Origin of the sequence: Ralstonia mannitolilytica (assembly GCF_000954135.1) — a bacterium.
Taxonomy (GTDB): Bacteria; Pseudomonadota; Gammaproteobacteria; order Burkholderiales; family Burkholderiaceae; genus Ralstonia; species Ralstonia mannitolilytica.
In genome coordinates this window covers 1,733,393-1,759,806 of record NZ_CP010799.1, presented here as the reverse complement: position 1 = coordinate 1,759,806, position 26,414 = coordinate 1,733,393, and the positions used below count along the sequence as shown (strand labels likewise).

At 64.4% G+C, this 26,414-nt stretch carries 28 protein-coding genes, 1 tRNA gene and 1 riboswitch; of the genes, 9 read left to right on the top strand and 20 right to left on the bottom strand.

Annotated elements, in window-relative coordinates; all coding sequences use genetic code 11:
- The 14 genes from TK49_RS08390 to ydfG all read right to left on the bottom strand — a co-directional run bounded on the left by TK49_RS08390 (position 1) and on the right by ydfG (position 11,690).
- Entirely contained in the window at positions 1 to 1,281 is a 1,281-nt protein-coding gene (locus TK49_RS08390) for an MFS transporter (protein ID WP_045786267.1), read from the bottom strand.
- 54 nt (positions 1,282 to 1,335) lie between these two features.
- Entirely contained in the window at positions 1,336 to 2,325 is a 990-nt protein-coding gene (locus TK49_RS08385) for a sugar kinase (protein WP_045786266.1), read from the bottom strand.
- A gap of 28 nt (positions 2,326 to 2,353) precedes the next feature.
- Positions 2,354 to 3,124, bottom strand: a complete 771-nt coding sequence (locus TK49_RS08380) for a sugar phosphate isomerase/epimerase family protein (protein ID WP_045786265.1) — start codon at positions 3,122 to 3,124, stop codon at positions 2,354 to 2,356.
- A gap of 270 nt (positions 3,125 to 3,394) precedes the next feature.
- Positions 3,395 to 3,470, bottom strand: a tRNA-Lys gene (locus tag TK49_RS08375).
- Positions 3,471 to 3,522: 52 nt separating this feature from the next.
- Complete coding sequence (locus TK49_RS08370; protein WP_045786264.1) at positions 3,523 to 4,638, bottom strand: YeeE/YedE family protein; 1,116 nt, start codon at positions 4,636 to 4,638, stop codon at positions 3,523 to 3,525.
- A 6-nt stretch (positions 4,639 to 4,644) separates the two neighbouring features.
- The gene (queC, locus tag TK49_RS08365; protein WP_045786263.1) at positions 4,645 to 5,319 is read right to left on the bottom strand and encodes a 7-cyano-7-deazaguanine synthase QueC; all 675 of its coding nucleotides are present in this window, start codon (positions 5,317 to 5,319) and stop codon (positions 4,645 to 4,647) included.
- Between the two features lie 167 nt (positions 5,320 to 5,486).
- Entirely contained in the window at positions 5,487 to 6,284 is a 798-nt protein-coding gene (gene ybgF / locus TK49_RS08360) for a tol-pal system protein YbgF (RefSeq protein ID WP_045786262.1), read from the bottom strand.
- Between the two features lie 67 nt (positions 6,285 to 6,351).
- Positions 6,352 to 6,870, bottom strand: coding sequence for a peptidoglycan-associated lipoprotein Pal (gene pal, locus TK49_RS08355; protein ID WP_045786261.1), 519 nt, complete (start codon positions 6,868 to 6,870; stop codon positions 6,352 to 6,354).
- A 30-nt stretch (positions 6,871 to 6,900) separates the two neighbouring features.
- Positions 6,901 to 8,205 (bottom strand): Tol-Pal system beta propeller repeat protein TolB, encoded by a 1,305-nt coding sequence (gene tolB, locus TK49_RS08350; protein WP_045786260.1) that lies wholly within the window; start codon positions 8,203 to 8,205, stop codon positions 6,901 to 6,903.
- A gap of 63 nt (positions 8,206 to 8,268) precedes the next feature.
- Positions 8,269 to 9,282, bottom strand: a complete 1,014-nt coding sequence (gene tolA / locus TK49_RS08345; RefSeq protein ID WP_045786259.1) for a cell envelope integrity protein TolA — start codon at positions 9,280 to 9,282, stop codon at positions 8,269 to 8,271.
- 40 nt (positions 9,283 to 9,322) lie between these two features.
- The gene (gene tolR, locus TK49_RS08340) at positions 9,323 to 9,757 is read right to left on the bottom strand and encodes a protein TolR (RefSeq protein WP_004629515.1); all 435 of its coding nucleotides are present in this window, start codon (positions 9,755 to 9,757) and stop codon (positions 9,323 to 9,325) included.
- Positions 9,758 to 9,769: 12 nt separating this feature from the next.
- Positions 9,770 to 10,465, bottom strand: a complete 696-nt coding sequence (tolQ, locus tag TK49_RS08335; protein ID WP_045786258.1) for a protein TolQ — start codon at positions 10,463 to 10,465, stop codon at positions 9,770 to 9,772.
- Positions 10,462 to 10,866 (bottom strand): tol-pal system-associated acyl-CoA thioesterase, encoded by a 405-nt coding sequence (ybgC, locus tag TK49_RS08330; RefSeq protein ID WP_045786257.1) that lies wholly within the window; start codon positions 10,864 to 10,866, stop codon positions 10,462 to 10,464. Before ybgC ends, tolQ begins: the two co-directional genes overlap by 4 nt.
- A 71-nt stretch (positions 10,867 to 10,937) precedes the next feature.
- Positions 10,938 to 11,690, bottom strand: coding sequence for a bifunctional NADP-dependent 3-hydroxy acid dehydrogenase/3-hydroxypropionate dehydrogenase YdfG (gene ydfG / locus TK49_RS08325; RefSeq protein WP_045786256.1), 753 nt, complete (start codon positions 11,688 to 11,690; stop codon positions 10,938 to 10,940).
- Positions 11,691 to 11,828: 138 nt separating this feature from the next.
- A riboswitch (ZMP/ZTP riboswitch) is annotated at positions 11,829 to 11,959 on the top strand.
- 137 nt (positions 11,960 to 12,096) lie between these two features.
- Between ydfG and glyA the strand changes: the two genes are divergently transcribed.
- Positions 12,097 to 13,344, top strand: coding sequence for a serine hydroxymethyltransferase (glyA, locus tag TK49_RS08320; RefSeq protein ID WP_045786255.1), 1,248 nt, complete (start codon positions 12,097 to 12,099; stop codon positions 13,342 to 13,344).
- Between the two features lie 138 nt (positions 13,345 to 13,482).
- Complete coding sequence (gene nrdR, locus TK49_RS08315; protein WP_045787807.1) at positions 13,483 to 13,947, top strand: transcriptional regulator NrdR; 465 nt, start codon at positions 13,483 to 13,485, stop codon at positions 13,945 to 13,947.
- A gap of 27 nt (positions 13,948 to 13,974) precedes the next feature.
- Here nrdR and TK49_RS08310 read toward each other — a convergent pair whose 3' ends face one another.
- The 6 genes from TK49_RS08310 to TK49_RS24105 are packed head-to-tail and all read right to left on the bottom strand — an operon-like array spanning position 13,975 to position 20,320.
- A complete protein-coding gene (locus TK49_RS08310) occupies positions 13,975 to 14,448 on the bottom strand; it encodes a type IV pilin protein (protein ID WP_274520115.1) in 474 nt (157 codons plus the stop codon).
- A gap of 2 nt (positions 14,449 to 14,450) precedes the next feature.
- Complete coding sequence (locus tag TK49_RS08305) at positions 14,451 to 17,807, bottom strand: pilus assembly protein (protein WP_045786254.1); 3,357 nt, start codon at positions 17,805 to 17,807, stop codon at positions 14,451 to 14,453.
- Positions 17,804 to 18,382 (bottom strand): pilus assembly PilX family protein, encoded by a 579-nt coding sequence (locus TK49_RS08300; RefSeq protein WP_045786253.1) that lies wholly within the window; start codon positions 18,380 to 18,382, stop codon positions 17,804 to 17,806. The genes TK49_RS08305 and TK49_RS08300 overlap by 4 nt, the downstream gene beginning before the upstream one ends.
- An 8-nt stretch (positions 18,383 to 18,390) precedes the next feature.
- Positions 18,391 to 19,122, bottom strand: a complete 732-nt coding sequence (locus tag TK49_RS08295) for a PilW family protein (RefSeq protein ID WP_045786252.1) — start codon at positions 19,120 to 19,122, stop codon at positions 18,391 to 18,393.
- Positions 19,119 to 19,682 carry a prepilin-type N-terminal cleavage/methylation domain-containing protein gene (locus tag TK49_RS08290; RefSeq protein WP_045786251.1) on the bottom strand — a complete coding sequence of 188 codons (564 nt, stop codon included), beginning with the start codon at positions 19,680 to 19,682 and terminating at the stop codon, positions 19,119 to 19,121. Before TK49_RS08290 ends, TK49_RS08295 begins: the two co-directional genes overlap by 4 nt.
- Positions 19,673 to 20,320, bottom strand: a complete 648-nt coding sequence (locus TK49_RS24105; protein WP_082062837.1) for a GspH/FimT family pseudopilin — start codon at positions 20,318 to 20,320, stop codon at positions 19,673 to 19,675. The genes TK49_RS08290 and TK49_RS24105 overlap by 10 nt, the downstream gene beginning before the upstream one ends.
- Before the next feature lie 426 nt (positions 20,321 to 20,746).
- Here TK49_RS24105 and TK49_RS08280 point away from each other — a divergent pair, with 426 nt between their 5' ends.
- From TK49_RS08280 to ribD, 7 genes are read left to right on the top strand one after another with little or no spacing between them, the layout of a single operon-like run.
- A complete protein-coding gene (locus TK49_RS08280) occupies positions 20,747 to 20,938 on the top strand; it encodes a type IV pilus modification PilV family protein (protein WP_062737759.1) in 192 nt (63 codons plus the stop codon).
- 1 nt (position 20,939) lies between these two features.
- On the top strand, positions 20,940 to 21,851 hold the full coding sequence (locus TK49_RS08275) for a PilW family protein (RefSeq protein ID WP_045786248.1): 912 nt from the start codon (positions 20,940 to 20,942) through the stop codon (positions 21,849 to 21,851).
- Positions 21,845 to 22,492, top strand: a complete 648-nt coding sequence (locus tag TK49_RS08270) for a pilus assembly PilX family protein (protein ID WP_045786247.1) — start codon at positions 21,845 to 21,847, stop codon at positions 22,490 to 22,492. The genes TK49_RS08275 and TK49_RS08270 overlap by 7 nt, the downstream gene beginning before the upstream one ends.
- Positions 22,489 to 24,324 (top strand): pilus assembly protein, encoded by a 1,836-nt coding sequence (locus tag TK49_RS08265; protein WP_045786246.1) that lies wholly within the window; start codon positions 22,489 to 22,491, stop codon positions 24,322 to 24,324. The genes TK49_RS08270 and TK49_RS08265 overlap by 4 nt, the downstream gene beginning before the upstream one ends.
- Positions 24,324 to 24,728: a type IV pilin protein gene (locus tag TK49_RS08260; RefSeq protein ID WP_045786245.1), complete on the top strand. Its 405-nt coding sequence runs from the start codon at positions 24,324 to 24,326 to the stop codon at positions 24,726 to 24,728. Before TK49_RS08265 ends, TK49_RS08260 begins: the two co-directional genes overlap by 1 nt.
- On the top strand, positions 24,716 to 25,276 hold the full coding sequence (locus tag TK49_RS08255; RefSeq protein WP_045786244.1) for a GspH/FimT family pseudopilin: 561 nt from the start codon (positions 24,716 to 24,718) through the stop codon (positions 25,274 to 25,276). Before TK49_RS08260 ends, TK49_RS08255 begins: the two co-directional genes overlap by 13 nt.
- A gap of 22 nt (positions 25,277 to 25,298) precedes the next feature.
- Complete coding sequence (gene ribD, locus TK49_RS08250) at positions 25,299 to 26,411, top strand: bifunctional diaminohydroxyphosphoribosylaminopyrimidine deaminase/5-amino-6-(5-phosphoribosylamino)uracil reductase RibD (RefSeq protein WP_045786243.1); 1,113 nt, start codon at positions 25,299 to 25,301, stop codon at positions 26,409 to 26,411.
- The last annotated feature ends 3 nt before the right edge of the window (positions 26,412 to 26,414 follow it).

Sequence of the window (26,414 nt, the reverse complement as noted above, 5' to 3'; positions counted from 1 at the left end):
TCATTTTCCAGGCAGTGGATCGGCGAGCCGGTACGTTTCGCGCGGTTGCGGCTTCACGCACAGCGTGAGGATGACCGCCGCCAGCAGCGCCGCGCTCATGAACGCATACGAGGCCAGCGGCGAACCCGTCGCACCGTTCAGGTACCCGACAAAATACGAGCCGACAAACGAGCCCAGCGCGCCCATGCTGTTGATCAGCGCCATCGCGCCACCGGCAACGTTCTTGGGCAGCAGTTCCGGCACGATGGCGAAGAACGGGCCATATGGCGCATACATGGCCGCACCGGCAATGACGAGCAACGCGTACGACATCCAGAAATGCGTCGACCCCAGCGCGTACGACGCAGCAAACGCAGCCGCCCCCACCAGCAGGAACGGCCACACGAAACCACGCCGCGAGCCCACCTTGTCGGACGCCCATGACGCGACCAGCATCGCAATCGTCGCCGCCAGGTATGGCAGTGCCGACAGCCAGCCCGTCTCCACCATGCCCAGCGCCGACCCGCTCTTGACGATGGAGGGCAGCCACAGCACGAAGCCATACACGCCGATGCTCCAGCAGAAATACTGCGCGCACAGCTTGATCACGGCCGGCGAGCGGAAGGCCTCGGCATAGTTGCGGACCGGCTTGAGGGCAGCCTGCTCGGCGGCCAGTGCCTGCTCGAGATCGCGCTTCTCCTGCGCGCTGAGCCACGGCGATTGCGCGGGCTTGTCCTGCACCAGCCACCACCAGCACACGGCCCAGAGAATCGCCGGCACGCCTTCCGCAATGAACATGTGCCGCCAGCCGAACTCGCGCACCAGGTAACCCGACACGACCGACATCCACAACACCGTCACCGGGTTGCCCAGGATCAGGAACGTGTTTGCACGCGAGCGCTCCTGCCGGGTGAACCAGTTGCTGATGTAGATCAGCATGGCGGGCATCACCGCGGCCTCCACCACACCCAACACGAAGCGGATCGCCATCAGCGACGGGATGTTGCTGACCACACCCGTGAGTGCCGCGCAGCCGCCCCACAGCACCAGGCTCACGAACACGAGCTTCTTCACGCTGCGCCGTTCTGCGTAGATGGCACCGGGAATCTGGAAGAAGAAGTAGCCCAGGAAGAACAGCGCGCCGATCAGCGACGACAGCCCCTGGCTGATACCGAGATCGTGGTTGATGCCGGCGGCCGCCGCGAAGCCGTAGTTCGCGCGGTCCAGATACGCCAGGCTATACGTGATGAAGACGATCGGCATGATCATCCACCAGCGCCGGGCAGCAAGTCGTGTGGCCATGGTTTGTCTCCTGTTATGGTGTGCGCCGCTGATGGAGCGGCGGTCGAACCCGCGCTACACGCCGATGGCAGAGTCGGGCTGGTGCACCGCGTTGTCGGCGCGTTCCAGGTGGTCAAGTGCCGCACGCGTGGGCAAGCCTTCGGAATCGCCGATCACCTGGATCGCCAGTGCGCCGATCCGGTTGCCGCGTGCCACCGCCTGCGCCGCCGACTGGCCTTCGAGCAGCGCACTGATCATGCCCACCGCAAAGCCGTCACCCGCGCCGACCGTATCGACGACGCGCTCGACGTGCACGCCGGGCACGACGCCCTGCGCGCCGTCTGCGGTCTGGTAGTAGGCCCCGGCCGCCCCGAGCTTGATGGCCACGCCACGCACGCCGCGTTCCAGATAGAAGCGCGCGATGTCGGCCGGCGCTTCGCACCCCGTCAGTTGCTGCCCTTCCGACAGCCCCGGCAACACCCAGTCCGACAGCGCGGCCAACGCATTGAGCGTGCTGACCATCTCGGCGGCGGACGGCCACAGCGTCGGGCGCAGGTTCGGATCGAATGAAATGGACTTGCCCGCCGCACGCATTTCGCGCGCGAGATGAAACGCAAGCTCGCACGACGATGCCGAGATCGCCGGCGCGACGCCTGTCAGATGAAGATGGCGCGCGCCCAGCGCATACTCGGCTACATAGTCGGCACGAGACAGCCGGCTGGCCGCCGAACCCTTGCGGAAATACTCGACGCGCGGATCACTGCCGTCGTCGGCGCGTGACTTCAGCTGAAAGCCCGTCGGATACTGCGGGTCGACCGTCACGCAAGAGGCATCGATCTGCTCGCGCGCGAGCGTCTCGCGCACGTAGTCGCCAAACGAGTCGCGCCCGACCCGGCTCACGTAGCCGACGCGAAACCCCAGGCGCGCCAGGCCGACGGCAACGTTCAGGTCGGCCCCGGCAATGCGCTTCGTGAACTGCGTTGCCTGCGCGAGCGGGCCCGGCGCGGCGGCGACGAACATCGCCATGGCTTCGCCGTACGTGATGACATCCAGTGGATGTGGCATGGGAGAGCTCCTTCGATGCCGCGCGATGTCAGGCGGCCTTGAGCCACGCGACGTGCCGGTTGGCGTCTGCGGCAAGATCGGTTGTGTCGAACGGGAATTCGATGCCGCGCGGAACGTCGCCCGGCAGCGCCGCGAGCACGGCGGTGAAGCGCGCATCGTTGCCGGCGGGCGCAACGGCAAAGCGGCGCGCGCCCTCCCCCGCCACCCCCTTGCAGTGGATGTACTCGACATACGGTGCCAGCGCACGCGCGCAGTCCAGCGGGGCTTCGCCGGGCCAATGCCAGTTGCCCACGTCGAATGTCATGCCAAGCGCGTGGTCAACACCCGCCGCCTCGAGCGCGGCGAACAGGTTGCGAAACTGCGCAAGCGACCCGCCCACGGCTTGCTGGCCGTTTTCGACCAGTACCCGTGCACGCGACCCGCGCAGCAGCCTGGCGAGCGCATCGGCCGACGCTTCGTCGGCAAACCCGCCCAACTGGAACTTCACAATGCGGGCATCCAGCGCCTTGGCTTCGGCCAGCGCGCCGCGCACCGCGGCCTTGTCCAGCGCGCCATCGTGCGTGTACAAGGTGGCCGGGGTCGAATAGACCGACCACAGGCCGCGCGAGGCAATCAGGCGGCCCAGCGCCGTCAGCAGTTCCATCGACACAGCCCCGTCCGGCCCTGCCGGCAAGAGCTCGCGCCGCACCTCGAAGCCCGCGGCGCCCACTTCGGCCGCCACAGGAACGTACGCGTGGTGCCCGTGCTCACGGACCTGGGCGACGCCGAACGCGCTCGCCACAATCACGATGTCTGCCATTTGTGCTCTTTTCTCCGTATGGAACCGGTTCCAATGGAAGACATGTTCGGCGTTGCAGAAGGAGAACGCTATAGAGGAAATCCCTAGCGACGCAGGCGTCATGCGGCTAGCCGGCCATTGCTGGCCGGGTGCGACGGCACCGCGCGGCGCTTTGCCGAAAGAGGAAGCTCCGACATGGGACAGAGAGGCAGACCGCGCCGCACCCTCACCCGCCGCAGAGCGCGGACAAACAAAAAGGGCCGACAGTCGCCTGCCAGCCCTTTTGAATTTTGGTGGGTCGTGCGTGACTCGAACACGCGACCAACGGATTAAAAGTCCGCTGCTCTACCGACTGAGCTAACGACCCAAAGACCGCGATTATAGGGAGATACCCGCGGTGCTGTCAACGCACCTTCAGGTCAGACCAGGCGTTCGAGCCGCCAGATCTGATAGCGGAACGCCAGCACGGCGCCAGCCAGAATGCCCGCCAGCGCGATGAACGAGCCGATGGCCAGCGTCGACACACCCGACAGGCCCTGTCCGATCGTGCACCCAAGCGCGGTCACGCCGCCGCTGCCCATCAGGATGCCGCCGACGATGTGGTTGCCGGTGTCCTCTGCGTTGGCAAAGCCTTCCCAGCGGAACGTGCGCGTGACCAGCGCCACCACGGCCGAGCCCGCGATCACGCCGAGCACACTCACGATGCCGACTGTCAGCACCTTCGACGTATCGCTGAAGAACATCAGCCATTCGAGCGTGTACGACACGGGCGCCACGAAGCTCAACGCTTCCATGCGGCCGCTGTTGGTCGCGACGAAGGCCTCCTGCAGCGTGTTCGGATCTTCCTGCACATACCCGAGGTGCCCTGACACGTACCACATGCCAACGATGACGAGCCCGACGCCGATGCCACCGAGCAGGTTGTCGCCGGTACGGAAATCCCGTGCGGCCAGCGCCCACAGCGACAGCGCCCCGCCGATGAGCAGTGCCAGCACAAGCCGCAACGTGCGCGCATCCGCCGAGAACGCATGACCCAGGACGCTCGGCAGATCCTGCGACGTGGGCAGCGCAACGGCAACGCTGTCCACGGTGGCCACGCGCACCACGCCAAACACGCCCTTGAGCGTCATATAGGCCGACAGCCCGAGAAAGACAAACACCACCACCGACTTGAGATTGCCGCCGCCGATGCGCACCAGCGTCTTGCTGCCGCAACCGGAGCCCAGCACCATCCCGAACCCGAACAGCAGCCCGCCCACCAGCGACGACAGCCACAGCAACTTGCTCGCCGTGTAGATCGTCTTGCTCGTATCGATGAGGCCGAGCCAGCTCAGCACGCCCGTGCCGATCATGGCGACGCCGATGGCCAGTGCCCACATGCGCAGGCGGGTCCAGTCACCGATGTTGACGACGTCGGACACCGCCCCCATCGTGCAGAAGTGCGTGCGCTGCAGGATCGCGCCAAAGACGAACGCGAGCGCAAACGTGCCCCACAGCACAGTGTGGGACAGCGCATTGAGATCGATATCAGGCATGGCGCATCACACGTAGCGGGTCGGGTCCGGCACGCCGGCGGCTTCGAAGCCGGCCTTTCGGATGCGGCATGAATCGCACACGCCGCACGCCCGGCCCGTGTCGTCGGCCTGGTAGCACGACACGGTCAGGCTGTAGTCCACACCGAGGCGCGTGCCGGCCTGGATGATCTCCGCCTTCGTCATGGCGATGATCGGCGCGTTGACGCGAATGCGTTCGCCTTCCACGCCGGCCTTGGTGGCCAGGTTGGCCAGCGTCTCGTAGGCAGCCACGTATTCGGGCCGGCAGTCCGGATAGCCGGAGTAGTCGACCGCGTTGGCGCCGAAGAACAGGTCGCGCGCGCCCACCGCCTCGGCCCAGCCGAGCGCCAGCGACAGCATGATCGTGTTGCGTGCCGGCACATACGTGATCGGGATGCCCGATTGCGCCCCGTCGGTCGGCACGTCGAGCTTGTCGTCCGTCAGCGCGGAGCCGCCGAACTTGCGCAGGTCCAGGTCGACGATTTCATGGCGCACGGCGCCGAGCGCGGCCGCCACCTTCTTGGCCGCTTCGAGTTCGGAGGAGTGGCGCTGGCCGTAGCGCATCGACAGCGCGTAGGTCTCGAAGCCGTCGGCGTTGGCCATGGCGAGCACGGTGGCGGAGTCCAGCCCGCCCGAGAGCAGGACGATGGCGCGTTTTTTCATGGCGAAGCCTTGTCAAGCAAGTCAGGGAAGGCCCGCATTTTAGCGCGCTGCCATCCTGGCCGCGCTCGGGCCCGCACATGCCGGGCATTTGCACCCCGCAATGAAAAACGCCCGCCGGGGCGATCCCGAGCGGGCGGCATATCGGCAGTCGGCAGTGACCGCGCGCGTCAATGCATCGTCTTCAGGCGGCTTTGCGCGGTCTTGGCTTGCTCGGTGCCCGGGTATTGGGCGATCACGGCTTCCAGCGTCTTGCGCGCCGCAGCCTTCTGGCCCGACTCGCCCTGGTTGGTAGCGACCTGCAGCAGCGCTTCGGGCGCCTTCGGGTGCTGCGGATTCGTGCGCACCATGTTCTCCAGCACGTAGCTGGAGCCCTTGTAGTCGCGCTGCGCATAGAGCGCGTTGCCGAGCCAGAACTGCGCCAGCGGCAGATACGGGCTCTGCGGATACTTCTTCACGAACGCCGAGAACTGGTTGCCCGCGCCCTTGAAGTTGCCCGACTGGAACGTCTTCAGCGCGGCGTCGTACTCGTCCTTCTCGCCCGGCTGCACCGTGCCTTCACGGCCGTCCACCGTGGCTTGCTGCGGCTCGAACTTCTTCAGGCGCGCGTCGAGATCGGCGTAATAATCCTTCTGCTGCTTGGTCAGCGTGTCGACGGCGTTCTGCAACACCTCGTTCTGCCCGCGCAGGCGTGCGACTTCCGACTTGAGCGTCTCGATCTGGTTTTGCGCATCGATGAGGTTGCGGCTGTTCTGGTCGATGCGCTGCGCCGCCGTGGACTGGAAGTTGTTGAACTTCTCACGCATGTCGATGATGGCACGGCGCGCCTCATCGTCGTCAAACACCCCCGCTGCCGCCGGGCCGGCCATGGTCAGGGCACCGCCTGCGACAAGCGCCGCCGCCAGAATGGCCCGACGCACGGCCCGGTTGGCGATCCGTCCGGCGCACTGTTTCATCATCGTAGTCATGGGATTTCAACGTAAGAACGCCGGCCGCAACCTCGCGGCCGGCGCGTTGCACATCAGACCGCGCGGATCAGTAAACGATGTCGGCGCGGCGGTTTTGCGCCCACGATTCTTCATCGTGGCCCGTGGCCTGCGGCTTCTCCTTGCCCAGGCTCACCGCTTCCATCTGGCTGTCAGGCACGCCCATCGACGACAGCGCGCGGCGCACGGCCTCGGCACGCTTCTGTCCCAGCGCCAGGTTGTACTCGCTGGTGCCGCGCTCGTCGGTGTTGCCCTGGATCAGGACCTTGCGCTGGTTGTGCGACTGCAGGTAGCGCGCATGCTGGCCCAGCAGGCCCTGGTATTCGGGCTTGACCGAGTAGCTGTCGAAATCGAAGTAGATGCTGCGCTTGGCCAGGGGGCTGTTCGGGTCGGTCAGTTCGTCGCGGCCGACGTCCACCGGCGTCACGGTGCGGGCGTCGGCGCCCGTACCAGCACCACCCGTACCGTTCTTGGCGGTGTCATCGAGCTTCACGCCCGAGCTGCAAGCGCCCAGGGCCAGCAGCGCGGCAATGGCTGCAACTTTGATCATGGTTTGGGACTTCGACATGTCCGATTTCTCCTAGAGGGAACAGCTTCGTTATTGCATGAAAGGACCCCACGCCGGCTCACGAACCTCGCCGGCCTGGAGCGAAAGAACCTGACGCGTACGGCCATCGGTCGACACCGCAGCCAGCACCGCCTTGCCGCCCACGCGCGTGGCATACAGGATGAACTTGCCGTTGGCGGCAAAGCTCGGCGATTCGTCGTGCGAGGTGTCGGTCAGCGCAGTGACATCGCCGTTGGTCAGATCCTGCACATACAGCCGGAACGCCCCGCCCACACGCGAAATGTACGCCAGCAGCTTGCCGTCCGGCGACACGCGGGGGCTCGTGTTGTAGTTGCCCTTGAACGTCACGCGTTGCGCGCCACCGGCCTCTTCGCCGTCGGCCGACATGCGATAGATCTGCGGTGCGCCGCCGCGATCGCTGGTGAAGTAGATGTAACGGCCATCCGGCGAATACGACGGCTCGGTGTCGATTGCGGTGCTGCGGGTCAGGCGACGCAGGCCGGAGCCATCGGCGTTGACCACGTAGATCTGCGTATTGCCGTCGCGCGACAGCGACACCGCCACATGCCGGCCATCCGGCGACCACGCCGGCGCCGAGTTGTTGCCCTTCTGGTTCGAGATGACCGTGCGGCGGCCTGCCACCAGGTCATGCACGTACACCACCGGCTTCTTGCTCTCGAACGAGACATACGCGACCTTCGTACCATCCGGCGACCACGACGGCGAGATGATCGGCTCGTTGCTCGTAAGCGCCACCTGCGGGTTGGCGCCATCCGAGTCGGAAATCTGCAGCTGGAAGCGGCGGCCGACCTTCGACACGTACGACAGGCGCGTCGCAAACACGCCGCGCTCGCCGATCAGCTTCTGATAGATGTAGTCGGCAATCTCGTGCGCCGCCAGGCGCAGCTGATCTGGACGGCGCGTCAGCGCGAGGCCGCCCAGGCTTTCGCCCTTGGCCGTGTCGTAGAGGCGGAAGCGGATCTCGTAGCGATCGCCATTGCGGGTGACGGTGCCGCCCACGAAGGCGGCGGCGCCACGGGTCTTCCACGCTCCGAGGTCAGGCGCGGGGCTGTCCGGCACCACGGCACCGGCCACGTCCACGTTCGAGAAGCGGCCGCTGCGCACGAGGTCGGCCCGCACGATCGCAGAAAGGTTCTGCGGCGCCTGCGACTCACCCTGGAAGTTGGCGATGGCGATCGGGTACTGGCTGGCACCCACACCGGAAATCTCCACGTTCAGCTGGGCATGGGCGACGCCGGCACACGCCGCGCTCAGCAGCAATGCCTGCGCGGCGCGTCGGAACATCGGAATCCACATCTTTCGCATCATGTTCATCGTCCCTACTATCGAATCTGCAATCGGACCGTATGCCGGCGCCGCCCGCGCGACGCTGGCGCGTTATTCCTTGGGCCGGAACGTCAGGATGACGCTCGACGGTGCTTTGCCGTTGGTATCGCGCGGCAGCGGGTCGGAACGGTCCACCGCACGCAGCACGGCTTCGTCATAAGCGCCGTTGCCGCTGGACTTCGTCAGGCGCTTGGACAGAATCGAGCCGTCAGGCGCCATCTGCACCGCCACCACGGCCGACGGGTTGCCGCTGATCGCCGACGGGTCGAACACGATGTTCGGCTTGACCTTGGCCCGTACGCGCTCGGCATAACCGGCCGATGCCGTACCGCCCGTGCCCATGGCGTTGCCGACGCCGCCGCCCGAACCGGCGACGGAGCCCGTCGCGCCCGCGCCAGCCATCGCCCGCAGGCGATCGAGCTGCGCCTGACGCTGAGCGTTGGCGCGCGCCTCGCTGGCCTTACGCTCGGCCTCTGCCTTGGCTTTGGCCTCTGCAGCTGCCTTGGCCTTCAGTTCCTTCTGCTTGGCCTCGGCTTCGGCCTTGGCTTTCGCTTCCGCCTGGGCCTGCAGCTGGGCTTTCTTCAGCGCCTGCGCCTCGGCCGCGGCCTTTTCCTTGGCCTGCTGTTCGGCCAGCGCCTTGCGGTGCTGTTCAGCTTGACGCGCTTGCTGCTCTTCCTTCAAGCGCGCCAGGCGCTGGGCTTCGGCGCGCTCTTCCGCAGCGCGACGCGCAAGCTCGGCCTGGCGCGCCGCCGCGGCTTCCTGCTCGCGCTTGCGCTTTTGCTGTTCCAGCGCGATGTCGGCGTCTTCTTCCACCTTGGCGGGCGGCGCCTTGACCACCGGCTCCGGCTTGGTCTCGGGCACAGGCACCGGCTGCTGCACGGCCTGCTGGACGGCGGCCTCGTCCCACAACTCGGCTTCTTCGCCGCGCGGTGTGCTGCTCTGCCACTGCACGCCAAAGTACAAAAAGATCAGCAGCAGGATGTGTGTCAGGACCGCCAGCCCGAACGCGCGCAGCGTGCCACGCTCGCGAACTGGCTCGTAACGGTGCAACGACGTCGTGGCCATGACGTTCAGGTTGCCTCGCCTCGGTTCATCAACAACATGGTCATGACGACTTCACCATCAGGCCGACGCGCTTGACACCGTCACCCTTGAGCACGCTCATCACGGTCAGCACACGGTCGTATTGGACCGACTTGTCGGCGGCAATCACGACCGGCTGGTCGGGGTTTTCATCGGTGCGCTGCTTCACGAAAGCGCGCAGTTCATTGTTGTTGGCAAGCTTCTGCTCCGTCGCACCCGAACCCGTCTTGATGCGAGCAAGGATTGTGCCGTCGCCCTTGATGGTCACGACAATCGGCGGCTGGGTCTGCTGGGGCGTGGCGTTGGCCACCGACGGCAGGTTGACCACACCGGGGTTCACCACGGGAGCGGCCACCATGAAGATGACCAGCAGCACCAGCATCACGTCGATGTACGGAACGACGTTGATGTCTGCCTTGGCCCGTCGGGCGCGGCGCGTTCGCTGGATGGTAGCCATGCGCTGGGCTCCTTAGCGCGTCTGGCGCTGCAGGATGTTCGAGAACTCTTCCATGAAGCTCTCGAAGCGGTTGGCCAGGCGGTCCATTTCCGTGGCGTAGCGGTTGTAGGCAATCACCGCCGGAATGGCCGCGAACAGGCCGATGGCCGTCGCCACGAGCGCCTCGGCAATGCCCGGTGCCACCGCCGAGAGCGTCGCCTGCTGTACGTTCGACAGGCCCCGGAAGGCATTCATGATGCCCCACACCGTGCCGAACAGGCCGATGTACGGGCTCACCGAACCGACCGACGCCAGGAACGGCAGGTGCGATTCGAGCGAATCCATTTCGCGCTGATACGCGGCCCGCATGGCGCGGCGCGAGGCGTCGAGGATGGCGCTCGGATCGGCAATGGCGCCTCGCTGGAGCTCCCGCGCCTTCAGGTATTCGCGCATGCCTGCTTCAAAGATGCGCTCGAGCGCCCCGGTGTTGTGGCGGTTGTTGGCCGCGCTCTGGTACAGCGCCTGCAGGTCGCCACCGGCCCAGAAGTCGCGCTCGAACGATTCGGTCTGGCTGCGCGCGGCACGCAGGGCGAACGCTTTGCGGAAGATGTACGTCCACGAGAACAGCGACATCACCAGCAGCAGGCCCATGACAAACTGGACCAGTAAGCTGGCGTGCAGCACCAACGAGACGATCGACAGATCTTGTGTGACCTCGACGGGATTCATGCGGCGGCTTTGATGGTTGCGAGTACGGGAGCGGGAATCGGGGTCGGCCGGAATGTGAGCCGGTCGACACATCCGACACGGATCGTGCCGGAAGCGAGCAGAACGTCGCCGCGCCAGCTTTCCTGGGCGAATTGGACCGACGCGGGGCCGACGCGTTCCATACGCGAACGGATCTGCAGAAGGTCGTCCAGGCGGGCGGGTGCCCGGTAGTCCACAGCGGTGCTGCGCACCACGAAGATGGCGCCGGTCGCGTCGGCCAGCGCTTGCTGATCGACCCCAAGCGCACGCAGCCATTCGGTGCGGGCGCGCTCAAAGAATTTCAGATAATTGGCGTAGAACACCACGCCGCCCGCGTCGGTATCTTCCCAATACACACGCAGGTTCCAGTCAAAAGAAGACATCCGGCAATTTTACCAAGGCGTAAGTGGCGGCCAGCCATCCCCCGACTGGCCGAGGGCTTGTGCGCCGGATTTCAAGCCATGCCTCGCGTCACACTGGTGGCCGAGAACGACTGGCAAACGGGCATCAGCTCGATCGCGTTGACATTGAAGTGGCCGGGCAGCGCCGCCATCCAGTAGACGGCCTCGGCGATATCGTCGGCGGTGAGCGCCTCCGTGCCTTCGTAGACCTTTTCCACGCGGGCATCGTCGCCCTTGAAACGCACGTTGGAGAACTCGGTGCCGGAGCACAGGCCCGGCTCGACGTTCGATACGCGCACGCGGGTGCCCGTCAGATCGGCCCGCAGGTTCAGCGAGAACTGCCGCACGAACGCCTTGGTGGCGCCATACACGTTGCCCCCCGGGTACGGGTATGTGCCGGCGATCGAACCGATGTTGATGACGTGGCCGCGGTTGCGCTCGACCATGCCAGGCAGCAACGCGCGCGTCATGTGGACCAGCCCGGAGCAGTTCGTGCCGATCATGCGGTCCCAGTCGTTCAGGTCGGCGCGCTGGGCGGGCTCCAGGCCTAGCGCCAGCCCGGCGTTGTTGACCAGCACGTCGACTTCACGCCAGCCCTCAGGCAGCGAGCCCGGCAGCGCGGCCACGGCTTCGGCGTCGAGCACGTCGAGCACGAGAGGCAGCAGCGCGTCGCCGAGTTCGGCCCTGAGCGCATCGAGACGGTCCTGGCGGCGGCCCGCCGCGATCACGCGATGGCCTTCGCGCACGAAACGGCGCGCGATGGCTGCGCCGAAGCCGGCCGTCGCGCCGGTCACGAATACGATCATGGAAGTGTCTCCGGGGCCTGAAAATGGCAAAAACTGGAGTTTACCCGAGCGTCGTGTTGTATTGCACCGCAATGTGCGCTGCAAACGCCCCGGTTCTTGCGGCGACCATGGGGCTGTCGTACACTCGCGGGCAACCATTCCACCTTGCGCGACTGGCGAATCCTGAAGCCGCATCCCAGCGGCTTCGACATGTGGGCAGCGACCACGAGGAAGCGCAAGGTTTCTGGCGTCATGCACAACGGCGCCTGCCGCTCGCCTGGGCAGCGAATGGGAAGCTGGGTGACTTGGGCACCCGCTGCCGCCGGCCGACACCGGAAGCAGTCGTCCAAGCCGCGCGCGTTTCCCGATGCCCGCCCGCCTCGCCCGACCTCCGCCAATTCCGTTTCGTTTCACCAAGACACTCGCCATGTTCGAACGCAGCCGCTATACGATCGACCAGATCGATCCCGAAATCTTTGCCGCCATCCAGAAGGAAAATCAGCGTCAGGAAGACCACATCGAGCTGATCGCCTCTGAGAACTACACCTCGCCGGCCGTGATGGCCGCGCAGGGCTCGCAACTGACCAACAAGTACGCCGAGGGCTACCCCGGCAAGCGTTACTACGGCGGTTGCGAATATGTGGACGTGGTCGAGCAGCTCGCCATCGACCGCGTGAAGCAGCTGTTTGGCGCCGAAGCCGCCAACGTACAGCCGAACTCGGGCTCGCAGGCCAACCAGGGTGTGTTCTTCGCCGTGCTCAAGCCGGGCGACACGATCATGGGCATGAGCTTGGCCGAAGGCGGCCACCTGACACACGGCATGGCGCTGAACATGAGCGGCAAGTGGTTCAACGTGGTCAGCTACGGCCTGAACGCGCAGGAAGACATCGATTACGACGCGCTCGAAGCGCTCGCGCAAGAGAAGAAGCCGAAGCTGATCATTGCCGGCGCATCGGCATTTGCCCTGCGCATCGATTTCGAGCGCATCGGCAAGATCGCCAAGTCGGTCGGCGCATATTTCATGGTCGACATGGCCCACTACGCCGGCCTGATCGCCGCCGGTGTGTACCCGAACCCGGTGCCGCACGCCGACTTCGTCACGACGACCACACACAAGAGCTTGCGCGGCCCGCGCGGCGGCGTGATCCTGATGAAGGCCGAACACGAGAAGGCCATCAACTCCGCGATCTTCCCCGGCATCCAGGGCGGCCCGCTGATGCACGTGATCGCCGGCAAGGCAGTGGCCTTCAAGGAAGCGCTGTCGCCGGAATTCAAGGCGTATCAGCAGCAAGTGGTGAAGAACGCCGCCGCCATGGCCGAAACGCTGATGGCACGCGGCCTGCGCATCGTGTCGGGCCGCACCGAGAGCCACGTGATGCTGGTCGACCTGCGCGCCAAGAAGATCACCGGCAAGGAAGCCGAGAAGGTGCTGGGCGACGCGCACATCACCGTCAACAAGAACGCGATTCCGAATGATCCGGAAAAGCCGTTCGTGACCTCGGGCATCCGCCTGGGTTCGCCGGCGATGACCACGCGCGGTTTCAAGGAAGCCGAGGCCGTGAAGGTGGCGCACCTGATCGCCGACGTGCTGGACAACCCGCACGATGAAAACAACATCGCCGAGGTGCGCGCCAAGGTGGCCGAGCTCACCAAGCAGTTCCCGGTGTACGGCTGAGGTTGTATCCGCCGGTGGCCGGCGCTGCCGGCCGCGTAGTACCCTGCCGCGATGCGCCCGAAGTCGAATGGGCGGGCCATCGCGGCATTGTCGTTTCAGCGCAGCGCGTTCTTTGAGGTTTCCGAGGAGACCACCGGCATGAAATGCCCCTTTTGCGGCCACGCGGCCACCCAGGTGATTGAAACCCGCATGTCGGAAGAAGGCGACACCGTGCGCCGCCGGCGCAAGTGCGAAGCCTGCGACCGCCGCTTCACGACCTACGAGCGCATCGAGCTGTTCTTCCCGGCCGTCGTCAAGAAAAACGGCAGCCGCGTCGATTACGACCGCAACAAGGTCAAGGATTCCATGCGCCTGGCGCTGCGCAAGCGCCCCGTCTCCGCCGAGGCCATCGACGAAGCCATTGCCCGCATCGAAGAGAAGCTCCTGAGCCACGGCGAGAAGGAAATCGGCAGCGACCGGGTGGGCGAGCTGGTCATGCGGGAGCTGAAGCGGCTGGACAAGATCGGGTATATCCGGTTTGCGTCGGTGTACCGGAGTTTCGAGGATGTGTCGGAATTTCGGGATGTGCTCGACGAGATTGCCGCGACGAACGTGCGGAAGTGAAAAAAGAGCCTGCAGGGCCCTCTTCCTTTACCAGCACTGCGCCGAGGTTGTCCCGCTCTTCATACCCGTATTGCCCTGTACACCGAGCTGGTTGATCGTATAGGTACCGCAGGCGTCTGCCGTCTGGGGGCCGGCTGGTACGGCCGACGCTGAATACGCAGGTGATGATGTCGCGTTATTCACCTGCACGCTCATCTGGTAATAGCTTTGATTTCCCGACTGAATTGCCATCGGAAACGATGCAGCTCCGTAACCGAGCGCTGAGGGCGAACTCGCGTAAACGTTTTGCAACGTGAAGTACCGCTCCTGCCGGGTGGCCAGATCGAGCAACGCCGTCTTTGCGTCGATTCGATGGGACTTCAGGACGTATTGCTGGTAGGACGGATACGCGATCGCCGCGAGGATGGCGATGATTGCCACCGTGATCATGAGTTCGACCAGCGTAAAGCCGGCAGCCTTGCGTAGAAAAACAGATCTCTCTGGATTCATCACCGCATCCATTGTTAACGCAGCCTGAGCCAGTTCAGGCGTGACCCGATGGCCGTGGCCGACGGATTGATCTGAATGAATCGGGGCGTGCCGTCCGAGCCCTGCATCACGGCATACACTTTTCCGTTAAGCGACACAAACGTCGAGGTCCCCGTGCCGCTCATGCCGACAGCGCTGACACCTTGCCCGCCCGAGGTAAGAAAGCTGCCATCCTTGTCGTAAAAGTACGGGTTCGCCGTCGCACCGCCATTGGCAACCGAGATGCCATACGAGAAACCTGAAGCCGCCGTCGTATTGCAAGACAGCACTTGCTGAACGGCCGGTATCAACGTATTGACATTCACCACGCCGTATTGAAGCGACGGGCTATAGACGACCTGTTCGTTCTGGCCCGTAGGCAACGGCAACGTCCAACCGAAGTCCGAATTACTGCCGGCGCAATCAGTCGAGCCTTTCCAGCAGACTTTCGAGCTCGTGACGGTTCGCTGGGCAAGTCCCGAGGTCGAAGTACCTGCATCCGTCGATGTCTGCTGCCTCAAATCCTTGGACGCGACTATCCCGCCCGAGGGGCCGGCTGACGACGCAAGCGACGCATATTTCGCTGTGGATGGAGCAATCGCGTTCCAGCCATCCATGTTCCAATCCCAGATACCGTAGAGAGCCTGATTTGCAGTCGCATACGTAGCGGGGCTTGTCAGCGTCGCGGGAAACGCCTGGCCAGTGCCGAAGCTCACAATCAACCGCGCCGGCCCGCCCAGGCCTGAGCCCGGGACTGAAGCGACGATCACCTTCGAAGTAATCGGCTGCCCGGCCGACGTCGTGAAGAGGGGCGTGGTCGAGACACTCCAGCTATTTGGATCTTGCGACGTCAAATCAAAGCGCCAGACGTTGCCATAGACATCGCCAGCGTAGACATAGTCGCTGATGTGGTCGCCATCAAGGTCGGCTGGCGTCACGAACGCAATGCCATTTTTGCTCGTAGTTCCCGCTTTTGCGGGACCATACCCGGTATCCAAATAGCGGAACGTGACTTGCCCTTTGGAGTCGACCAGCATGATGAACATGCCCGCCGTACCGTTCTTGCTATTCAAGCCATTGCCGAACAGCACCGCCCAATTGCCATTGTGAAGCCGGCGGATCACCGGAGTGCCATAGGTGTTGCCCAGATAGTCGCCACAGTTGGCAACGTTCGTGCAAGAAATCGACGCGGAAGACCACTCGCCGATGACGAGCTTGCTTGCATTGCTTTCGCTAAACGTGCTCGGGTCCGTCACGTCCAGGGCGTAGATCGCGCCGGTACCGGTGGTCGTGCCATCGCCGATCGGACCATTAGCGTTCCCGCCGCCGCCCAGCCCCCCCACCAGCCACGTGTGCCAGCCTCCGTTGTAATACAGTTCCCCAGTGCCCGGCGTAGCGTCTACGTACAAATTGTGGGTGTATCCCGGAGACGCGTAGTCCAACTTGCCGTTCGAACCGTTGTGAATCATGCTGACCACAGCGGCAGGCATGTAGGCCAGTATCTCGGTGCCATCGTTGGGCGTCGTCGAGTTGTTGACGAAATTGCCGTTGGCATCAAAGCTCCCAGCCCGAAAGCCGTGCAACATTCCGTCGTTAGATCCCACATAGACGACGTTTTGCCGCTGGCCGTAGGTCGCTTTGAAGTTCGCGTAGCTTCCAGCAGCCTCTGCGGGAGAGGCCTTGGCATAGAGGGCGTCTACCCACGGCCCGTTGTATGGAGCAGATGGCCCACCCACCCAGGTAGGGCTCGAATTTCCGATGTCCCCCAACACGCCTGTCCGGGCGCGGAACGTTCCGGAACCGCCTGAGGTAACTTCCTGTGAACGGTCTCCTCGCAGGTAAGAAAGGCGAGCGCTGGTGGAACTCGAGTCGCCAGCAGTCAGCGCCGCCTTTTGTGCAGCGGTCAAGTTCGCCCACTGGAACGGGATACCGGCGGTGCCATTCCAAGTCAAGATGCTTCGTGCAGTCTGTGCCGCTACCGTCGTGCCCGACCCCATTGCGGTGCACGCTCCACCTGTCAACGTACAGCTCGCGTCCCAATTGACGGTGGAATTAATGACCAGCTTGCCCGTCGAATCTGGCCCAATGGTCTGGGCGGTCACCTCGCCCCACCAGTTCTTGGGGTGGAAGTAAGAGAGATAGAGTTGCGTACCGGCCGTAACCCTCCCTAGCTGCGGAATGTTGGTGCCCGCAGAACTACTGGATTGCTCGACCGGCGCAGCCTTGAAGCACGTAATCTCGTGCACGTTGCTTCCGCCCCCGGTACCGGCCGAAAATCCGAAGCGAAACGACGACGGCAACGGGCCGTTCGACGCCGTGATGCTCTGGTTAGTAATCACCGGCTGCACAGTGCCGCCGTTTACGCTGTAGGAGAGGCTCAACAACCCATCATTCGTAATGCTCAGGGCATACGTGATCGGTGTGGCGGCGCCGCGCGTTGGGTTATTAGTGGCTTCTTGGCTATAGATGGTCACGCCATTAAGCGTGTCACCTGTGATGTAGTTGTAGTTGTAGCTGAGCTTCGTAGATGTCTTTTTTGGGTTGCTGGGGTTGCTGTAATCCCACACCGTACCGGTGCTACATGTCTTCTGCACCGCAGCTTGGCGTTGCGAAGCCGTCAGGGATGACGGGTAGTAGCTGGAATAGGCGCTATTAAGGTAGGCCCAGTTGGTATTACCGGCGCCGCGCAGGCTGATGCGACCAGGAATTGCGCCGATCCCACCATTCGCATTTGCGCCCGTATTGGTGTTGTCGCCGGCGTTCGAAAAGTTTCCGAACTCATCGATCCCCAACCCTATGTACCCGCCCTGCACGCCATCATAGGTGGGGTTGCCATTGGAGCAGCTGTATCCCAGGCTTCCCCCCAACGCACCCACTGTCGCCGGTTTAGATCCATCAGATAGGAAGAAGCTGATCCCGTCGGCACCGCTCTTCTGGCCGTTGGCGTTGGAGTAAGCATTACCTCCATACGTGACGGTCGTAAACGTAACCTGCAGGCCTTGATTAGTCGGAAACGTAAAGTTCGAAACTACCGCACCAGTCTGGTTGTTACCGTTGGTGCCAGCCTGGAAGTCACCATTCGTGAGACGGAGCGCACCAGAGCCGGGTGTATCGGGAAGACGGCCAGTCACCCCGCCTACCAGAGTCGTGTTGGCGTAGTACTTTAATCCGGTGCAGGCGGGAATGGGGCCCGTATTATTACCGGCTGTAAGACAGGCGCCGTTCAAGGCCGTCCAGTCATAGGATGACGCCACTCCCGTCAACGTGTCGCTGATCACGAGTTGCGCTTGCGCTACGCCCGGTAGGACGGCGGCAGTCGCGAGCAAAGCGAAGTGTGGTTTGTTTTTGATCATTGCAGTCCCAGATCCTTCGCACCCGCGGTCATTTGGTAGGTGCTCTGCACTACAGCAGCAGTGGTCGCATCCCCGCCATAGCCATAGGCGGTCACTTGATACAGCTGAGCCAGCCCACTGGGGCTCAGACCCAGATAGCTGATGTAAAGCCCCGGCACGCCCGAATAGTTGATATCCCCGGAGGGCGAACTCGCCCCCGCCATACCGCCACCTCCATTGGCCGTCATTGAAGGCGGTTGATAGGTTGTTCCTGCGCTCCAGGGAAGCTTGAACGGGTTAGTCAATGCGTTCGAGCAGACTCGCATGTTGGTCAGCACATTGCCGTTATTGACGTCGGAACAGTTGACGCTGACGGATGCATTGCCTTGCCCGATCCACCATTCACCATACTGCAATGCGCTCTGGGCTGCCTCCACGGCACGCTGCTTATCCCGTGTTCCTGCAGCGATCCGCTCTTGGAGGCCTGAACTGCGGAATATGCTCACTGCAAACAGCGTAAGCACGAGCAGTAAGAGCAGCCCAATGATGAGGGTGTAGCCGCGTGTACGCCGGGCGGCCATTTTTGAAAGACGCATCGGGGCTCTCATGGCTGATTTCGGAGGCTGATCGTTTGCGTCCACGGCTTAGGAGCCTGCCCGGTTTCGCTGCCGAACTGCGTCGCGAACGTCAGGGTGACCTGAACAGTGTGGACCGCAGGCCAAAGATTTCCCGTGGTGACTTGCGCGGCAGTTAGGTACGCATCGTTGTACCCATCGTTATTGGTGTCTGTGCCATACAAAACGCTGAAGCCGGACACCCCACTGACCAGTGGCACCGCCCCTTGGCCGTTCACCGAACACTGCAATTCGTTGTTGGCACTGATGGACAGCGTGTTGATGTATGCAACTTGCCCGCCCGTCGTGTTCGTTTGGCCGAGGCAGTTCATCACGCTATCGCCGCTCGCAGCGGCGAACTGCGTCGTGAGGGTATCGCTGTTACTCCCGCTCCCCGTCCCACTCGTACCAAAAATCGCCTGCCCAGCCGCCAACCCGGCCCCCCCAGGCAATGCCGTAACTGCGGTGTTAACCAACGGGTTGGGGAAATAGCCAGCCGACTGCACCGTATTGGTCAAGATAGTCAATGCCAGCCGCTCGTTATCCTGCAGTTGCGCAAGCTGATCCTGGCTGGTGAAGGTCTTCTGCATGCTCACGAACATCATCACCATGCCGCTCAACATAAAGAGCGAAATGACCATGGCGATCAGTATCTCGATCAGGCTCGTGCCGGCCTGCCTGCGCGTCCGTCGCATCCGGGTAGTCAACGGTTTGCGAGTCATGGTTGAACGTAGACCGTATAGCTCTGTTGCACGGACGGTTGCATCGCAGCAGCCGCAGAAGCCGTATTGGCATTGACCGCAATGGCCTTTTCAACCCACGTGACGGTGACATTGCAGCTCACCGGCAAGGTCGTGGCCGTGCTGCAGTTGCCGGCGGCGGTATATCCGGGAAAGTGCGTGTTCATTGACAGCGCCCATCGCTGCAGGTCGTACGCTGCGAGCTTGTCGGGGGTACAACCATTTCCGCTTGCGCTCGGACAGCTCGGCACGGCTGCACTAAGCACGCCACGCGAGTCCGTCACGGCCACACCACTCGCACTGAAGGTCGCAGGAGCGGTATTTGGCACCGCCCAAAAGCCGCGATTGCCGTGCATAGCCGCAACGAGGCTTTCTGTCTGCAGTGCTATCAGTGAACGCACACGGGACGTCTGTGTATTACCCACGGCGGCGGCCTGAATCTTAATCAATCCCAGCAGACCAACACCCACCACCACCAAAGTGATAAGCGCCTCGACCAAGGAAAAGCCGGCAGCCGAATCTCGACTCTTCTTTAGCCGCATGCGCCCCCCGTTTGTACGGCGCGCCCAACCATGTTGACCGTCACGCACCGGGTTGCGGTGGCGTTCGCTGGCGTTGTGCTGAGCGTGGCCTTGAACGTCCCGCCGTTCGAGAGGTTGATTACAAAACCGTCACGACTGTACGTTAAGGCCTTTGATGTCGAAGTTGTCGTGGCCGTAAACTTATCGCCGTTCGTGAAGCCGGCCCTATAACGCAGGACAGTATCGGTACTCGCATCGAGACTGCCGGATCCGTTGTCATCATTGAAAACGATCCAACCAACGTCCCAAGCGTTGGCGTTCGTGCAGGTTGCCCCATCCTTGGATGCACACAGGCTGACCGGCATCCCGCGTTTCATGGCTTCGCTGCGGGCAAATTGAATATCATTGACCAGCGAATTGGCTTCGGACTGTGTACGGGCACGCTGGATTGTCCCATTGAACGACGGCACTGCGATCACCGCGAGGATGGCGACAATAGTCAAAGTGGTCAGGATCTCAACAATCGTGACCCCGCGAGATTTGCGCAGACACCAAACGCCAATGGCGTTAGTACGCCGGACTGCACGGCATGCCCGCCGGAAGTTGCGTAATGTTGGCTGATGATCCGCGGTAACGTGAAGACGGACCGCTGCGGTCATATCAAGACAAACGACCGACTAGAAGCCCACCCTGCCCAAGAGGCGAAATCCCATTAAGCATGCTTTGACCCCCGACTATTGTTTTAACCCCCCAGGGGACCGCGAAGTGCACTCGCACGCCCTGCTGGTTTGGAACTGATTGAGTTTTTCTTTGTGCTCGCGCCCACCCCCGTGAACGCACACGCACTGCCTTGTGAACATGTCCAGGCAAATGCATCCATGAAATAGTGGGGAATTAGTCAAAAAGTGTCAACAACCCCCTCCTTCCCCAGCAGACTTGGGCGAGGCACGTGTTGGCAAAAAACCAACGCTCTGCCACAGCAGCGGATGCGTGCTCCTGGTTCCGGGATGATATTGACCAGATATGACAGTTATACGGCTCAATACGCACTAACTTTAGCGGCTCGAAAAAAGCGCTTTTCCGCCATGCTCATCCGACGCCACCTCCGCCCCCAACACGGCACCATCCTCCTCGAATCCCTCGTCGCCCTGGCAGTGCTCTCCCTCGGCGCGGCGGCCATGTTCCGGGCGTTCGACGTACTCGAAGCCACCAGCCATGCCGCCAGCGAGTACGGCGCGCAGGCACTTGCCACGCTCAATCAGACAGAAGATCGCTGAAATGCCACACCCGCTCGCCCGGCCTGCGCGCGGTGCGTCGCTGGTCGAACTGCTGGTCGGCATGCTGCTCGGTTTGATGGTGCTCGGCATCGTGCTCCAGCTGATGCTCGTCGCGCGGGCACGCTACCAGCGGTTAGCCGATGACGCGCTCATCGAAGACCGCGCGATGCGCGCCCTGCAGGCGATCGCGCAGGCGGTGCGCCAGGCGGGATGGGTCACCGATACGCCCATCGCCTCGCTCGTGCGCCGATGGCCAGGTGCCGGCGCACCGCTATCGCTTTTCGGCTCGGACGACTGCGGGCGGCCGCAGAAAACCCCGGCCCTGAACTGTCAATCGGAAGGCGAGCAGCACAGCGACGCGCTGATGACCCGCTTCGCCGGTCGCAGCCCTGACGCGGCGACGTACGACTGCGCCGGTTTCGGCATTCGAGAACGCATCGGCGGAGACGAAGACCCGCGCCTGGGCAGCATGCTGTTGTACATCTCCGTCAGCGATGACGATGAGCGCGCCCCACGGCTCATGTGCCGCTCCTTCGCGGGCCGCAACGCCAATGCGCCTGCCGCCGGCCAGACACACGAAATCGTGCGCGGCATCGAAACACTGCAACTGCTGTACACCATGGCGCCCACCTCCACCTCGCCCAGTGCCACCAAGCCGGCTCGGGCCATGCAGGCGGAAGACTGGTACCGCGTGAGACAGGTCCATGCGGCAATCGTCGTGCGCGGCGACCACTACGCGCTCAGGCCGCCCCCCTCAGACACCATCACGCTGTTCCCCGACCTCGGCCCTGTACCGGACGCCCGGACGGAGGACGTGGCATTCCGCCCCGCGGACTTACGCCGCAACCGTGCCCGCTTCACCGCCACGTTCTCGGTGCGCAACCCATTGCACTGCGAGGCAGACACATGCTGAGCCGCCCCGCAAAAGCCCATGGCTTCTCGATGATCGCTGTGGTCGGCCCACTGCTCATCATCGGGCTGTTGATGCTGACCGCTTTGCATCTGAGCCAGGACCACCTGCGCCGCGCGACCCTGGCCGCAGACCGTGCGGTCGCTCTGCGCGAAGCGGAATCGGCGTTGACGGCGGCCGAGTGCGAAATCGCCATCGCCACCGACACGCCGTACCGCAGCGAAGACTGCCGTGCCGCGCCAGACGCTGCGCGCATCGCCGCGCTGAACCCCGTCACGTTGAGCGGCTTTGCTCCAGGCGCATGCGGCGAAGGCGCCGCCCGGGGGCTGTGCTGGCCTTTGCAGGGTGAGTCCGCCGCTGCGCTCGCGCAACTGGCTCGAAGCGACGCTCACGCGATCGCGCTCGCGCCGAGCCATGCCGTCACGGGGCGGAAGACACTCGCCGCCCGCTACGTGATCGAACCCATACCCGATGCGTTGCCTGGCCAGTGGATGCACGCCGGTGCCCCGCGCAGGCCCTGGCTGTTCCGGATCACGGCGATCGGCTTTGGCCCCGCCAGCGTAGATGCCGATGGCAATGCGGAGGACACCCCCGTCAACGTGATGCTGCAGACGGTGTACCGGCCCCGGGTGGCAGAACCATGAGCGCGCGACACATTGGTGTGTGGCTCGCCACTGCGCTGGCCGGGTCGACGCCCGCCGCCAGCCTCGACCATCCCGCAGGCCGGTTGCCCACGCAGGTCGTCATCGCGCGTGGCGGCGACGCTTGGAGCGGCCAGTTGCGGGGCATGCGGTTCCTGCCAACGCTAGGCACACCGGACGCGTCCGCCCCGACGGATCTGTGGGAAGCAGGCCGCCTTCTCGATCGCACTGCGGTAGACGCACGGCAACTCTGGACCTTCCGCGCTGGCGAGTCGACGTCCCGCGTGCCCGTGCCGCTGCGTTGGGAGGCCCTCTCGGCCCCTCAGCAGGCCGCCATCGACGCCGACGAAAAGCTGGGCCGCCAGCGCATCGACTACCTGCGCGGCGTGCGCAACGGCGAATACGGCGATCGCGGCCTGCGGCCACGCGCTTCCGTGCTCGGCGCCATGCGAGGCGCGCGCGTGCAGTTGCTCGGGCCACCGGGCTTCGTGCTCGATGCGCGCCATGCGGCGTTCCGGCAAGCGCACGCCCGTCGGCCGTGGATGGTCTATGTGGGCGCCAACGACGGCATGCTGCACGGCTTTGATGCGCTGACCGGTGCAGAACGCTTTGCCGTCATGTCCGACGCCGTCTTGCCGACCGCCGCCCGGAACACGTCACCGGGGCAACCGGTACCGGCACCAGTGTGCCGCCGCCCGTTCGCTGCAGACGCATGGACCGGCGCGCAATGGCATTCGGTGCTGACCTGCGCGAACGGCGCCATGGGCCCTGGTCTGTTCCTCGTGGACATTACCGACCCCACGTGGTCCGGGCCCGTACCGATGCTCGCCTATGACGGCAGTGACGACGTCTCCGTGGGCCGCGTCGACGGCCCCATCCCCGTTGTTCCGCTGGCCGACAGCGACAATGGTCCGGCCCGGTGGTTCGCCATCAGCGGCAACGGTGAAGGGGATGCCAATGCAGACAGCCGCCTGCTGCTGCTCGCGCTGGACCAGCCGCGTACCTCGCCGTGGCAGCCCGGTCGCACGGCCCATGCCATGACGGTGCCCAGAGCCGCAAGCCGGGGTGGGCTCGGCGCCCCCGCCGTGGCGCTCGGCCCGCAAGGGACCGCCACCCTCGCCTATGCGGCTGATACCCAAGGCCAGATCTGGCGTTTCGACCTGAGCCACGGTCCCACCTGGCGACAAGCCCTGGGGACGAATGAAACGCAACGGCGTACGCCGTTCTTCAAGGCGACCTCGCGCGGCGGCTCGCTTCAGCGCGTGCTGGGCCCCATCCTGCTGGCCGCAACGGCAGGCGGCCCGCTGCTGGTGTTCACCGCGATCGACGCCCACGGCGCCGCCACCGTGTATGGCGTTGCTGACACCGGCACATCGGGCAACCTGTCGCGCGACAGTCTTTCCAGGCTGAACGCCAATGAAGACGCCGATGGTGTCGTCATCCGCGCCGACGGAGGCGGCGGTGCGTCCAATGGCTGGCACATCGACCTGCCGAAAGGCGAGGCCGTCGATGACCTCACAGTGGCCGGCACGCACGGCGTGTTGCTTACCACACGAGACGCGAGCGGCCGGGAACGGGCCTACCTGCTCGATCCGCGCACGGGCCTGCCGCCCAACGAGGAGGGCCGCACTGGTCATGTCCTGACCGGCACGCCGCTCATCACCATGCACGCCGCGCCACCCGCGCACGTGCCCGGCGGGGTCGCAGTGCAAGCCGTCCACACAACGATGTGGCAACTCACCGGCGGACGCGCGCAGCGGCTCGAATCGCGCAGCTATACGCGCCAGCTTGGGCGATTGAGCTGGCGTGAAGTCACCGAAGCAGGGACGCGCTGATGCATCGCTTGCGTGGGTTCACGTTGGTTGAGGTGATGGCCGTGCTGGTCATTGCGGCCGTGCTGGCATTCGTGGCGACTTCAACGTGGCCGGCCTACTGGAAGCGCACGCACCGGGCCGCGGCGGGCGCCGCGTTGGTCGCTACGCTGTCCCAACTGGAGCTGCGACACGCGCGCACCGGCACGTACGCAACGGATGATTCGCGGTCTCCGGGCCCCATGACGCGGGCGGACGGCTACACCATCTTTCCTCCGCAGGTGTGCACGGGCGTCAACGGAAGCCTGCCGATCTCCCAGTGCGTCCAAGTGATGGCCGTCCCGCACACCCCCGATCCGGACTGCCCGTTTCTCGCCCTGCGCAGCACCGGCGAGCGCATCCCCGACGATCCCGCATGCTGGCCGTGACGCACCGCCAGCGCCACTGCCAGGCGGGCGTGACGCTCCTGGAACTGGCAATCGTGCTCACCATTGTTGGCGTGCTGGCCGCGCTTGCCGTGCCGTCGATCATCGACCGATGGCAGCGCGAGACCGTCGAACTCCTCGCCCAGCGCTTGATGAGCACCGTTTCGCTGGCTCAGGCGACGGCCCAACGGCGGCATGTCCAGACGCAGCTCGGCCCGAGGGAAAACGCCAGCTGGGCTACCGGATGGGCGTTGACGGAATTGCCACTGGCGGCACCGGACGGGGCGCCCTCGTCAAACGGCAGGAAACTGACCGCCGTTGCACTGCCGACGATGCCCGCCGTCAGCCTCACGACCAACCTGGGGCGTGGCACGCTTTCCTACGAGGCTGTGGGATACTCACGGATGTCCGACGTGAACGGTGCCACGCTGACCCTCACCTGTGGGCGACATCGGCGCAACGTGGTCATCAACGCTGCCGGCCGCCCTCGCATCTGCGACCCGGCCACGAGCCGCGGCCGTTGCACGGATACCGCTGACGACGACCCTTAACCGCAACCACCGCTTCACGCCCATGTTTTCCGATTTCGACCACGCCATGATGCAGCGCGCCCTGGCGCTGGCCGAGAAGGGCCTGTTTACCACCACGCCCAATCCGCGCGTCGGATGCGTGATCGTGCGCGGCGACACCGTCATCGGCGAAGGCTATACGCAGCCCGCCGGCCAGGATCATGCAGAAATCCAGGCCATCAAGGATGCCCAATCGCGCGGCGAAGATGTGCGGGGTGCCACCGCCTATGTGACGCTGGAGCCCTGCAGCCATTTCGGCCGCACCCCGCCCTGCGCGGATCGGCTCGTCGAAGCGGGTATCGCCCGCGTGGTGGCCGCCATGGAGGATCCGAACCCCGCCGTCTCCGGGCGCGGCCTGCAAAGGCTGCGGGATGCCGGCATCGACGTGCGTTGCGGCCTGCTGGAGCGTGAGGCGCGCGAGTTGAACATCGGCTTCGTCTCGCGCATGACGCGCGGCACGCCGTGGGTCCGCGTGAAGGTCGGGGCATCGCTGGATGGCCGCACGGCGCTGGACAACGGCATCAGCCAATGGATCACCGAAACCGAAGCGCGTAACGACGGGCACCGCTGGCGCGCCCGTGCATGCGCCATCCTCACCGGCATCGGCACAGTGCGCGAAGACAATCCTCGCCTCACGGTGCGGGCCGTTTCCACCCCGCGCCAGCCACGCCGCGTGCTGATCGATTCCCAGCTGGACGTGCCGCTCGACGCGCACATCCTCACCACCGACGGCCACCACGAACCCACACTGATCTTTGCCGCCCACCCGGAAGCCGGCCGCATGCGCGCGCTGGCCGAACGCGGCGCAGAGGTCATCCTCCTGCCCAACGCCGACGGCAAGGTCGATCTGGCCGCCATGCTGCGCGAGCTCGGCCGCCGCGAGATCAACGAACTGCACGTCGAAGCCGGCTTCAAGCTCAACGGCTCATTGCTGCGCGAGGGGCTGGTCGACGAAATCCTGGTCTACCTGGCGCCCAAGGTTCTGGGTTCGGGCCAGGGCATGTTCAATATGGGGCCGCTGCAGACACTGGAAGGCGCGGCCGAGTTCTTCTTTCATGACATCTCGCGCATCGGGGGCGACCTCCGCATCCTGGCGCGCCGCAACCCTACAGACTGACCA